The sequence below is a fragment of the Colwellia meonggei genome (genome assembly GCF_057537295.1).
The window spans coordinates 312,443-324,291 of record NZ_BAAJLZ010000001.1 but is presented as its reverse complement, the minus strand read 5'-3'; the positions used below and the strand labels follow the sequence as shown (position 1 = coordinate 324,291).

The window sequence follows — 11,849 nt, the reverse complement described above, 5'->3', positions numbered from 1 at the left end:
GGAATTTAACATGACCCCAGTTAAAAATTTATTTAACAACATTTGGCAGAATTATTTAGAAGTTACCCCTTCTGCAGATAAAGTGCATCGACTATTAGGTACTGGTAACGACTTAATTAACGATCACGTTGCATACCGCACATTTAACATTGCTAAAGTTAATATCGAAAAAATTTCAGCTCATTTACTTAATCTTGGCTACAAAGAATGTGGCGAATACCATTTTGAAGCTAAAAAATTGTACGCTAAGCACTTTGAACACGAAGACACTAACTTACCAAAAGTATTTATTAGTGAACTATTAGTTGAAGAGTTTTCACCACGCGTACAAGAGATTATTGAAAAGATGGTGGCAAATATCAACGAAAGCGATATAAATGTTGAGAGCTTTTTATACTCAGGTACACACTGGCAAGTAAGCCATCAAGAATACTTAGACCTTTTAGCAGAAAGTGAATATGCTGCTTGGGTTGCTGCTTGGGGTTACCGTGCCAACCATTTCACGGTTAGCATTAACCACTTAGAAAACTACGACTCAATTGAGTCAGTAAACGACGCAGTTAAAGCTGGTGGTTTCACTCTTAATAGCGCTGGCGGCGAAATCAAGGGCGATGAAGAAGTAAAACTTGAGCAATCGTCAACAATGGCTGACCACGTACTAGTTGAGTTCTCAGACAAAACCGTTGCTATCCCTAGCTGCTTCTATGAGTTTGCTAAACGATATCCAATGGATAACGGCGAACTTTATACAGGCTTTGTTGCAGCATCTGCTGATAAAATATTTGAAAGCACTAACGCAGCCGCTTAACCTCAATTTTGCCTCAAAGCACCTATACCATGCAGTTATAGGTGCTTATACCCTCTTCATTAATCGCTATTTAATTCCTTACAGCATTAAAATTTTATACCTTAACAAAAGTCACAGTTGCTTACTTGATCCCCACCTTCAATAAAAGGTACAGTAGTACAACAAGTTAAATTAATAGTTGTTTGATATGGTTACCGATACTGAAGGTTATATTCATATTATTGAATACTTAACTGAGCACTTAGAGTTGTTTGAAAACTCTGCTAACACCTCACAAAATAGCACCGTACTTGAGGTAATTGAAGAAGAAATGAGTACGCAAATTATTTCTTTGTGTAATCAAAACGAAGCACTAACATTTAACCAACGCAATACTATTATTCGTGAAATTGACGCGATTGTTTATGACTTACAAGAAATTCTTTCCGGTGTAGTCAATAATGCAGTAACCGAGCAGCAATTAAGCTTTATTAAAGAGTTTTCTTTATTAATTAAAAACTTATTCGACACTGAAATTCATAGCAAATTCTTGTTATAGTGTTAAGTATTCGTATCCATCTTAAATGCTGAAAACCAGCGAAAAAAACTATCGTTAGTTTTAGAGGCATTATTTTCATCTATTAAACACAAGTGACCCCATGTTAACTGACACACCACATCACCATCTATGTACAGTAACGCTATTAGGTAATTTAGTGAAAAAACCAGATATTCGTTACAAAGCAAATCCTGTGGTTGCCGTTGCGGAGTTAACATTAGCAACACATAGCCGCTGGTTTGATAAAGCCAGTAAAAAGTTTAAAGAGTGGACTAGTTACCACACGGTTAAAGTCATTGGTGGTATTGTTGAGCAAGCACTTATTCATGCCGACAAAGGTGATATTATTTTATTGCAAGGTTACTTAATCAATAGCAAACAAAACAACCGTGAAATTATTCATGCAACCTATGCTCAAACCTACCCTAAAGGTTATGCACAATCAGTAAATCAAATTCATTGTAGTGCAACAATTTGCTCAGATATTAAGGTAGTTACTACTGAAAGTAATAAAGAGCTTGTCGAGCTCATTGTTGAATGTCAACAGAGTGTTTTTTCAACCTTGAGCCAACAAGAGCATACCTTTTCAGTGCAGCGGCCAGTACACATTTGGGGCAAACAAGCACTCTATATTGCGGAGCATGGTCAAAGAAATGATCAAATAATGGTTGACGGAAAATTAAGCTATCTGAATAATAAGAATAAAAGTCAATTTATCGAGGCTCAACAAGCGATTTTGCTTAACAAGCACTAGTTGTTCACAAGCCTATATTTTCAATAGGAACACAGCAGTTTTATGGATAAATCTAGCTGGCTTAGCCGCTGTAGTTTAAGCTTTATAAACCTAACATTGATATTATTCAGTGTTAACTTACACGCTTTTCAGCAAACGACTAATGATCTGACTTTATCTGCACTTGCTGATCTTTCAACGATTACGTTAAATAATGATAAGTGGCAAAGCGTATTGCCAGTGATAGGCAGTAATTCGGAATATTTTCTTGCCAGCAAAAATGGCAAGGTTTATCTACTAAACAACGAGAAAGCGACAACAACAGCCATATTAGACCTTACGAGGCATTTCAATAACAAAACAATTCATGGTTTAACGGCCATAGCAATAGATCCAAGCTTTGCTTATCGTGATCGTAACGGATATAACACCTTTTATACTGCCCATATTGAAGAAACAACGTCATCTAACAAGACTTCCAACAATAAACTCGATATTAGTGCAGGTAGTAATTCAACCCGTAATGCCGACAGTTATACAGATAAAAACCTTCCTTATGATACTGTAATAACCCGCTGGCAATTAAGCAGTTCACAGCATCAACCTTCAACTGTTTCTCAATTTCATGAAGTGCTGCGCATTCCTATTCAAAAAACCAATGAAGCCATTCGCCAGCTATCTTTCAACCCTTACACTGAATCATGGCATGAAGATTTTGGTTTACTTTATGTACTATTAAGTAAAACTGATAATGAAGAAATGTCAGAAAAAGCATTATATTCCGGCACTGTTTTACGCATCAAGCCTGAGCGCTTTGGTCTGCAAAGTTACACTATTCCGCTAAATAATCCCTTTATGAGAAATGCAGATATTCGTAACGAAATAGTGATTATGACAGGTGCAAATATTATCAATTTTGATTGGCTTAAAAATGGCAAAACAAGATTACTACTGCAATTAAATAGCGTAGAACAAAATACTCTTATTCAAGCCAAATTAGGGGATGATTTTCGCAAAAATTTACCGCCTGTATCTGAACAAGCAAAGATCACAAAACAGGCTAGCGATACGAGTAACAAAGTCATTCTCTATCAAGGCCGAGAGCTAAAAAACTTATGGGGCAAAGTATTACAGCTTAAGTATGTCGAGAGAAATTGGCAATTACAGGCACTTTCGCTTACACCAAAGCCATCTTTTTCGGTCACCGCAAACTTTGCTAATTTGGCACAAAGTAATGGCGAAAAACTAAGTCTTCACCGACACAGTAATAATGAATTATTAATTCTAGCTCATAATAAGCAGCTACTATATAGCATATCGGCCGCACCAGAAGAAATAGTGCCAACAACCATAACTGAGCAAACACCAGCAAGTAACAAGGGAAATAGCCACCTTTTACTCATTTTACTGATCATTTTCGCCAGCCTTGCTAGCTACCTTTGGTATGTTAAATTTCGCGCCGGTAAAAAGCAGCATTTTCTGCATTCACAATGGGCTAATTTTGACGTAAACACCGCCACACAATCACTGTCTTTATATAAGCGCCATGAAAAAAGCGTTGGGCAAATTGTTAATATATCAACATTAAAAACTAGCGAAATTTTACTCAATGACGAAGTCATTTCAATTATTAGTGCTGATCCTCAGCAAGGGTTCTCGAATTCACTTGAAGAACAAGTACTAAATTACTTTGCCAAAGAACACAGGCTAAAAATGGTCAATGATAAGCAGCGAAAAATACAGCTACGCTTAACAGATACTACTGAGGCAAGCTATATGTTTTGTCTGTACTATCGTGTCGGTAATATTCGCCATACAAAGCTTAAATATCACAAGGTACTGGACAAGGTTATTGACTGGAATTGGTTATTTTCACAATTTATTAATGCTGAACATACCAGTAAACGAAAAATTAGAGTAAAAATTAAAGCTAAGGTTAAGCTTAACTCCTCTCAAAATACAGCTGAGCTAAATCAACAAGCAGGGTCTCAACCCCCAATAAATCAGAGTCAAGAAAGTAATACGCCAATTAAGCCACTAAAACAAAGTTCAACAACTGAAGACGATATAGCAATTAATCAGGACACAGAACTTGTTACAGCACTAGACAAACTTGTTGCGATGAAAAAACAGGGGTTTTTAAGCGAAGATGAATTTAATATCGCTAAAACTAAAATTATTAACGATTTCATAAAATAATAAAGCTAATTAATAATGGCTTTCCAAAGCCCAATTAATATCAACAAATAACAGTACTTGTTTTTCCAGTAAAAGCGCCGCAAAATAGCGTTTTTTCGTTTAGGCGCAGTATTAATAAGCCATGTGGTCGAAATTAGTTGTAGCTTTATGCTTTTTTTCTTATCAGCTTAGTGCTGCTGATTACGGCAATGTCGTTGTTAGCCGCGTCACTAGTGTATACGACGGCGATACGTTTCGTGTTGATATAGACCAATGGCCTGCCTTAATAGGTAAGAATGCCCCCATACGCATTAATAATATCGACACGCCAGAGCTCAGAGCAAAATGCCCCGCAGAAAAACAGCTAGCCTTAGCAGCAAAGAGTTTCACTAAAAACAAACTCGAGCATGCTAAAAAAATTGAACTAAGGCAGCTTAATCGTGGTAAATACTTTCGCGTTACCGCTGATGTATTTATTGACGGCGAAAATTTAGCTGAAGGTTTACTTGCCGAAGGTTTTGCTAAGGTTTATTCCGCTAAAAGCAAGAAACAAAGCTGGTGTATTCAGCCCAAATAGGAATAAGCTTTCAGCATGTTACTACAAAAATCAGCAACTAAAGTCGCCGTTATCACCAGTATTTTATCTGTTATTTTGGCTATTGTGCTTGCAACGGTACTATTAGGAAGTTATAGCAGCACTATTGAAAACTATTTAAACACGCTGATCCCAAATACTTTATTTGGCGCTTTAACATTACTATTTATACTCACTTTTACCATGGCTGTTGGACTACCACGACAGATAGCAGCACTATCTGCTGGTTATTTATTTGGCGCCGGTTATGGCGTGGTATTAGCCACAGTATCTGCTGTACTAGCCTGCCTGTTAACATTAATCATTGCCCGAAAACTCTTTAATAAAACCATTAAGCAGCATTACCCAAAACCACTTGCAAAGGTGCATCACTTTTTTGCACACGATACTTTTTTAAAAGCGATAATCATTAGAATAGTACCCGCCGGTTCAAACTTTTTAACCAATGTCCTTGCAGGTACGGCGCATTCACCTATTACACCGTATATATTAGGCTCAGCGCTTGGTTTTATACCGCAAATGATAGTTTTTTCCTTGATGGGTGCTGGTTTGAAAGTTAATAGTCAGCAACAGCTTATTCTCAGCATCATCCTATTGGTTATTGCACTTGTGCTAAGTAGCTACTTATACCGTAAAACTAAGCTTAAACTGACATTAAATTAATTATTTAACTTGAGCTCGGATTAAGAGAAACTCTAATTTATTGAAATATAAGTTAAGTTATACCACTTGCTTCTAGCTTGATAGTTTTAGTTAACTCAGGCTGATTCACGCGTCAATAGCTAACCTATTGGAGGTGAATTAAACGCAGAGATAGGTAGAAAATAGCAACTAGAGCAATATTAATTAAGCAGAGTTCAGGTTATTTAAGTAATTTTAAAACAAAAAAAGAGGCCTAGGCCTCTTTTTTATGATACACAGTAGACCTATTTTAATGTCAATAAATGATTAACTAGATTAATGTAATCTTGTTCAAAATTGTTTCGATCTAAACCTTTTGCATCAACACGATATTTACCATTAACAATCACTGCTGGAACACCTGTTAAAGCACCTTTTTTAGCGAAGTAGTTTTGTTGTTTTTTCATAGCTTTTGCTTTACTTACTACACCAAAACTTTTCATTAACTTATCAAATTTTTCGCCATCAGCACCGTTTAAAACAAAAACATTACGGATATCTTTTTCGGAGGTAAATACGGCTCTTTGTACATGAATATAATTAAATAATGCACCAATAACTTTCTTTTCCACACCCATTTGATGAGCAACAACAACGGCTTTACTCAACATTTGCTGTATTTTAGGTGACGCTGCACGTAAGAAATCCACGTGGTTCATTTCAAACTTTGCGCCTTCAGGAAGTGATGTTTTTAATTTCGCCATAAACGGTTCAAACTGAAAACAATGTGGACAATAGAAAGAGAAAAACTCACGAACTTCTGGTTTTTTGGTAATTTCTTCGCTCACTTTAGTGTAATGCTCGCCTTCAGTATAATCCGCTGCAAAAGCCAATACTGGTAATAACATCAAAGCGAATAAGCTCACTAACTTTTTCATAAAAATACAATTCCTAATCATTAATAAAAATATTTAACAGCATATATGCTTGCTATGGCATCAAACTAAGCGGCGGTTGCTGTAAGGCAGACATTTGTTCCTTCAACATTAAAATTTGTTGTTCCCAATATTTCTCGGTATTAAACCATGGGAAATTATGAGGAAAAGCAGGATCTTGCCATCGTTTACATAGCCATGCCATATAATTAACTACCCGCATAGTACGCAATGATTCTATTAAAGGCAATTCATTGCTGTCAAAGCTATGAAACTCATCATAACCCGTCAGTATGGTATCAAGCTGCAATATTTGTTGCTGACGGTCACCACTAAGCATCATCCAAATATCTTGTATTGCTGGCCCCATACGACAGTCATCCAAATCAACGAAATGAGGACCGTCATCTGTCCACAAAATATTTCCAGCATGGCAATCACCATGCAAGCGAATTTGAGATCCCGGCTGATATTGCTCACTTGCAACGGTAATCACTTGTTCTAAAATGGTGAAAAATGGTGTCGTTAAGCTATTTGGGACAAACTTCGCATCTTCAATTGTTTGCTGCGCTTGTTGCAACATTTCTACACTATTGAATGTTGGTCGCTCAATAAAATTTTTCTGGGCTGAAATAGCATGAATACGACCAAGAAAACGCCCCATCCACTCTAGTTGGTCAAGGTTATCAACTTCAAAGATTCGCCCACCTCGACACGGGAATATCGAAAAATGATAGCCTTGATGAGTAAATAATGACTCACCATCAATCTTTATTGGCGCCACAAGTGGCAGTTCATTAGCATCAAGTTCAAATGAAAACGCATGCTCTTCACGAATTTGCGCTTCACTCCACCGCTGTGGACGATAAAATTTAGTTACATACTTCGTTTTATCAACATCATGAAATTGATAAACACGGTTTTCATAGCTATTTAGCGGCAACAAGCCGCTATCAACTGTTAAGCCAGTACTTTCTAAACCATCTAGAATGAGATCTGGTGATAACGAAGAGAAATCAAATACTGACATTAGCGTTTATTAAAAAAGCGGCTTTCATGCTCAAGCATAACTTCTTCCTCATCTGAAACTAATTCAATCACAAAACTTATATCTGTCATATAGCCATCTAATTCATATGGATCAACCGAAAGGCTGATCGGTAGCGTGTAAACCGTGGCTGCTTTAACAAAGATTTCTTGTTCACCATGCCATTTAGTATTTTCTATACCTTTTACCGAAATTCGATAATGATTATCTTTTTGCGATTTATTCAAAATTTTGAGGGTATAAACATTCTCTATTTCACCATTAAAGTTCTCTTTCGCTAACTCGGTTCTATCTCGAATAATATCCATAGAAACCGGTACACGACTCGCCATTTCCATGATCAATAAACTGGTCATTACTACAAGTACAATGGCATAGCCAATTAATTTACCACGAATGAAGTGAACCTTCTTACCTTCTAATTCATGCTCTGTGGTATAACGAATTAAGCCCCTATCATATTTCATACGGTCCATAACACCATCACAGGCATCAACACAGGCACCACAATTTATACATTCGTATTGCAAACCATTACGAATATCAATGCCAGTAGGACAAACCTGAACACATAAATTACAGTCGATACAGTCACCTAATCCCATTTCTTTAGGGTCTTGCTTTCTTGACCTAGGACCGCGATTTTCACCGCGTTTTGTATCGTAAGAAACAGTTAAAGTATCTTTATCAAACATTGCCGATTGAAAGCGCGAATACGGGCACATATGCAAACACATAATTTCACGCATCCAGCCAGCATTGCCATAAGTACAAAAAGCAAAAAACCATACCGTTGCCGCTAAGGTAAATGAGGCATTAAAGGTAAAGAAATCTATAAAAACTTCATGAACAGGTGCGAAATAACCAGCAAACGTTAATGCAGTCAATAATGAAAAGAAGCCCCAGCAGAAATGCTTTAAGGTTTTTCGCCAAAGCTTGTTCACAGATAATGGCTGGCTATCAAGCTTTTTGCGCTGGTTAGCACTACCTTCTATTTTTTCTTCAAACCAAATAAAAATAAAAGTCCAAACGGTTTGAGGGCACAAATAACCACACCATACACGCCCTAAAAAAGTAGTAATAAAGAAAAGTAGAAAGGCGCTAAGAATAAACAACCAAGCCAGTAGTGTAAGATCTTGCGGCCATAACGTTACGCTCCATAACGTAAAGCGTTGCTCGCTAATATCAAATAAAATCGCTTGATGGCCTTCATACTGTAGCCAGGGTAACAATGCGAAAAGCGCCAAAAAGAAAAAATTCATTTTTTGACGTATTTTTTGAAATATTCCTTCTACCTTACGGACATAAATTTGATCACGAGGTTTGTAGGCACCGGTTTTATCTGGTTGATGAATTTCAACATTTTTTACCGGAATCTGACGATGATTTTTACTGTTATTATCGTTTGATTTCAAAGCGGATCCTTTAGTTCGACTCTTGGTTCGACTCTTAGTTCGATAAGGCAGGTTAATTATAACGAATTAGACCTGATTACCTATCAAAAAATAGCAAATTATTGCTTTGTTAGTACAAAATTGATTACCCTAGAACTATTCTCATTATATTTCGTCCAATAAAACAATAATGTTCTGTGTGGTAATAAATTAAATCAGTGTTAACCACTTGTTATTTATCTGCACATATTAATTATAAGGTAGGATATGAAAAAATTATTGATCTTAATCGTGGCTGGTGCTTTATATTTTCATTTTTACCCAAATGAAAAACTCAACACCTGGTTAAGTGAACAAAAAACCATGATTCTCGGTTATTTTTCTGACGCAACCGATACTAAAATAAGATTAAAAGCAGATAAAATATATCAAGACTTATCAAAAGATTTTGCACAATTTACTGCCAAAGAAAAAGAATACGTTGCGGAAATAACCAGTAGTAGAAAAAGTGTGAAGGACTTTTATCAACAATACTGTAATACCAATAAACAAACACCTAAGCTTCATCGAGAGAATTTCGCAAAAGTTTGTCAAGTGATAGGCCAGTACAGTAGTTTGCTATAAATTTTCACTTTTAAATAACTAAAAATGCCGAATAACTAAGCTAACCGCCATAGTTATTCGGCATTATCATTTTTAAACTATCTTTCGGTAGTTTTATGCTGACAGCTTGGCTAATAACTCAGCAAAATCATCAGCGCTTACTTGCTCTAATGCATGCTTACTATCTTGTATTACCCATCGCCCAAAAACCATGACATCTTGGATTAAGTTTTGCTGACTAGCAAAAATAACACTATCAAGTAAATGGTCGTCATCGTGAGCAAATAAACGTAATTGCCTGTCGTCTAGCACTAATAAATCCGCTTGTTTACCAACGACTAATTCACCAGTATTACTATTGGTACTTTGTGCTCCGCCCAATGCCGCCCGTTGCCATAGGTTCAAGCCAACTGATTTTTGCTCGCTATTAGCCAACAATGCTCTTTGTTGCTTACTTAGACGCTGAGCATATTCTAACCAACGTAATTCTTCTATTGGGTTGACAGAAATATGGCTGTCAGAGCCAATAGCAAAGGTGCCATTTTCAAGTAAGAACTCGTCAGTAGGAAAAATACCATCGCCTAAATTAGCTTCAGTTGTCGGGCAAATCCCCGCTATCGCTTGGCTGGAAATTATCCCTTGGCGCTCTTCTTCGTTGATATGCGTGGCGTGAATCAAACACCAATGCTTATCTAAATCAGCGTTATTCAGAAGCCATTGCACAGGACGCTGTCCATAATGCTCGATACAATCATCCACTTCTTTTTGTTGCTCAGCAATATGAATATGTATTGGTGCATTAGCATCAAGCGCTCTAACGTGAGTTACCACTGCTGATAAAGAGTCTTTATCTACAGCACGCAATGAATGCGGCGCAATACCAACATTACTATTGTCATGAGTACTAGCAATTTCAAAGCATTCAGTAATTAGGTGATTAAATTGTTCAACTGAATTGATGAAACGCTTTTGCCCATCATTAGGTGCTTTTGGCCCAAAACCACTAAACCGATACAGTACAGGTAGCAAGGTTAAGCCAATACCTGATTGTTTTGCCGCGCTAAAAATAGCTTGTGCCATTGCCGATAAATGTGGGTAATTGCCACCGTCAATATCATGATGTAAGTAATGAAACTCTGCTACTCGGGTGTAGCCCATTTTCAGCATTTCAATATAAAGTTGTGTTGCGATAACTTGTGCATCTTTAGCCGACAACTGTTCAATAAACTTATACATAATACTGCGCCAAGTCCAAAAACTGTCTTTACCTTCACTGCCTTGTTCGCTAAATCCAGCAAATGCTCGTTGAAAAGCATGAGAATGACAATTAACCATACCTGGGATCACCACGCCTTTTGCTCGCTCTGCGCCAGCAACATAACCTTGGGTAATATCAGTAATAACACCTTGCTCAATAGTTAAGGTTTGCTCTGCTGCCCAACCATCAGCAAGTAAAATTTTATTAGCGAAAAGTTTCATTGCCATTCCTTATTTTCCTGTTGGTGCTAGTGAAAAATCAATTAAAGCCTGTACTAACATCTCTAATTTCCGCTGAACCTGCTTAGCAAACTCTTCATGGTATGTCATTTCCAATTCATGCATGTAGGTTCGCTGTGATAACTCAAGTTGAATGGCGTGAATATTTTTTTCGGGCTGACCATAAGCTCGGGTTATATAGCCACCTTTAAATCGACCATTACAAACCATAGAGTAAGGCGCATAATCAAGGTTTGTGATTGCATCGACTAATGCTGATGAACAACTTTTGCCATCAGAGCTGCCAAAGTTAAAATCAGGTAATTGACCTTCAAAGAAGCGTGGTACAACTGAGCGAATAGAATGTGCTTCAAGTAGTACTGCACGACCAAACTGCTGCTGAATATCTTCTAAAGTAGACGAAAGTGCCTGATGGTAAGGTTGCCAATAGTTAGTCACTCGTTGGCTAACTTGCTCGACAGTTGGCGCGAAATTATCTTGGTATAAAGGTGATAAATCAAATGCTGTAGTTGGGCAAAGCTCGGTACTGTTTGCTCCAGGATACAGGTCAACACCGTCAGGGTCGCGGTTTAAATCAATAACATATCGGCTATATTTAGGAACAAGAATGAACGCGCCAAGTGCCTGAGCAAAAGCATAAAGGCGATCCATATACCAGTCAGTATCTGCTACTTCTCGACCTTTATCTGTCATCACCTTGGCGATATCGGCAGGAATTTCTTCACCATTATGTGGCATACTAATTAATAATGGCACTGTACCTTTGATTAACTGAAAACTTTCTGACATTTGACCCTCTCAAATTGTATATACAACTTCAATAAAGTTAATTTAACACGCCATAATCAGAACATAAAATACTTTTAGCTCCTTTACCGATATTTATTGTTCATCAAAAT

The 11,849-nt window shown here is 37.1% G+C and carries 12 protein-coding genes; 7 read left to right on the top strand and 5 right to left on the bottom strand.

Annotated features, from left to right (window positions below; translation table 11 throughout):
* Positions 1–10 precede the first annotated feature (10 nt).
* The 6 genes from AC27E9_RS01500 to AC27E9_RS01475 all read left to right on the top strand — a co-directional run bounded on the left by AC27E9_RS01500 (position 11) and on the right by AC27E9_RS01475 (position 5,515).
* Complete coding sequence (locus AC27E9_RS01500) at positions 11–808, top strand: 2-oxoadipate dioxygenase/decarboxylase family protein (RefSeq protein ID WP_487126588.1); 798 nt, start codon at positions 11–13, stop codon at positions 806–808.
* Between the two features lie 187 nt (positions 809–995).
* Entirely contained in the window at positions 996–1,346 is a 351-nt protein-coding gene (locus AC27E9_RS01495; RefSeq protein WP_487126586.1) for a DUF3802 family protein, read from the top strand.
* A gap of 100 nt (positions 1,347–1,446) precedes the next feature.
* Positions 1,447–2,100 (top strand): single-stranded DNA-binding protein, encoded by a 654-nt coding sequence (locus AC27E9_RS01490; RefSeq protein WP_487126585.1) that lies wholly within the window; start codon positions 1,447–1,449, stop codon positions 2,098–2,100.
* Positions 2,101–2,142: 42 nt separating this feature from the next.
* Positions 2,143–4,278: a hypothetical protein gene (locus AC27E9_RS01485; protein WP_487126583.1), complete on the top strand. Its 2,136-nt coding sequence runs from the start codon at positions 2,143–2,145 to the stop codon at positions 4,276–4,278.
* Positions 4,279–4,399: 121 nt separating this feature from the next.
* Entirely contained in the window at positions 4,400–4,834 is a 435-nt protein-coding gene (locus tag AC27E9_RS01480) for a thermonuclease family protein (RefSeq protein WP_487126581.1), read from the top strand.
* A 15-nt stretch (positions 4,835–4,849) separates the two neighbouring features.
* Complete coding sequence (locus AC27E9_RS01475; RefSeq protein ID WP_487126579.1) at positions 4,850–5,515, top strand: TVP38/TMEM64 family protein; 666 nt, start codon at positions 4,850–4,852, stop codon at positions 5,513–5,515.
* 263 nt (positions 5,516–5,778) lie between these two features.
* Here the strand turns inward: AC27E9_RS01475 and AC27E9_RS01470 are convergent, their stop codons facing one another.
* Genes AC27E9_RS01470 through ccoG form a run of 3 tightly spaced genes read right to left on the bottom strand, consistent with a single transcriptional unit; the run spans position 5,779 to position 8,871 of the window.
* Positions 5,779–6,411 (bottom strand): thiol:disulfide interchange protein DsbA/DsbL, encoded by a 633-nt coding sequence (locus AC27E9_RS01470; protein WP_487126577.1) that lies wholly within the window; start codon positions 6,409–6,411, stop codon positions 5,779–5,781.
* Between the two features lie 52 nt (positions 6,412–6,463).
* Positions 6,464–7,438: a serine/threonine protein kinase gene (locus AC27E9_RS01465; RefSeq protein ID WP_487126575.1), complete on the bottom strand. Its 975-nt coding sequence runs from the start codon at positions 7,436–7,438 to the stop codon at positions 6,464–6,466.
* Positions 7,438–8,871, bottom strand: a complete 1,434-nt coding sequence (ccoG, locus tag AC27E9_RS01460) for a cytochrome c oxidase accessory protein CcoG (protein WP_487126573.1) — start codon at positions 8,869–8,871, stop codon at positions 7,438–7,440. The genes AC27E9_RS01465 and ccoG overlap by 1 nt, the downstream gene beginning before the upstream one ends.
* Before the next feature lie 246 nt (positions 8,872–9,117).
* Here ccoG and AC27E9_RS01455 point away from each other — a divergent pair, with 246 nt between their 5' ends.
* Positions 9,118–9,474 (top strand): hypothetical protein, encoded by a 357-nt coding sequence (locus tag AC27E9_RS01455; protein ID WP_487126571.1) that lies wholly within the window; start codon positions 9,118–9,120, stop codon positions 9,472–9,474.
* A gap of 93 nt (positions 9,475–9,567) precedes the next feature.
* Here AC27E9_RS01455 and AC27E9_RS01450 read toward each other — a convergent pair whose 3' ends face one another.
* Both AC27E9_RS01450 and hutG read right to left on the bottom strand, forming a co-directional pair.
* A complete protein-coding gene (locus tag AC27E9_RS01450; protein WP_487126569.1) occupies positions 9,568–10,932 on the bottom strand; it encodes a formimidoylglutamate deiminase in 1,365 nt (454 codons plus the stop codon).
* Positions 10,933–10,941: 9 nt separating this feature from the next.
* A complete protein-coding gene (gene hutG, locus AC27E9_RS01445) occupies positions 10,942–11,739 on the bottom strand; it encodes an N-formylglutamate deformylase (RefSeq protein WP_487126567.1) in 798 nt (265 codons plus the stop codon).
* Positions 11,740–11,849 lie beyond the last annotated feature (110 nt).

Coding starts and splice junctions, on each gene's coding strand:
- AC27E9_RS01475 (WP_487126579.1), top strand. CDS start 4,850: ATGTTACTACAAAAATCAGCAACTAAAGTCGCCGTTATCACCAGTATT.
- AC27E9_RS01450 (WP_487126569.1), bottom strand. CDS start 10,932: ATGAAACTTTTCGCTAATAAAATTTTACTTGCTGATGGTTGGGCAGCA.
- AC27E9_RS01470 (WP_487126577.1), bottom strand. CDS start 6,411: ATGAAAAAGTTAGTGAGCTTATTCGCTTTGATGTTATTACCAGTATTG.
- AC27E9_RS01500 (WP_487126588.1), top strand. CDS start 11: ATGACCCCAGTTAAAAATTTATTTAACAACATTTGGCAGAATTATTTA.
- AC27E9_RS01485 (WP_487126583.1), top strand. CDS start 2,143: ATGGATAAATCTAGCTGGCTTAGCCGCTGTAGTTTAAGCTTTATAAAC.
- AC27E9_RS01495 (WP_487126586.1), top strand. CDS start 996: ATGGTTACCGATACTGAAGGTTATATTCATATTATTGAATACTTAACT.
- AC27E9_RS01465 (WP_487126575.1), bottom strand. CDS start 7,438: ATGTCAGTATTTGATTTCTCTTCGTTATCACCAGATCTCATTCTAGAT.
- AC27E9_RS01480 (WP_487126581.1), top strand. CDS start 4,400: ATGTGGTCGAAATTAGTTGTAGCTTTATGCTTTTTTTCTTATCAGCTT.
- AC27E9_RS01490 (WP_487126585.1), top strand. CDS start 1,447: ATGTTAACTGACACACCACATCACCATCTATGTACAGTAACGCTATTA.
- AC27E9_RS01455 (WP_487126571.1), top strand. CDS start 9,118: ATGAAAAAATTATTGATCTTAATCGTGGCTGGTGCTTTATATTTTCAT.
- hutG (WP_487126567.1), bottom strand. CDS start 11,739: ATGTCAGAAAGTTTTCAGTTAATCAAAGGTACAGTGCCATTATTAATT.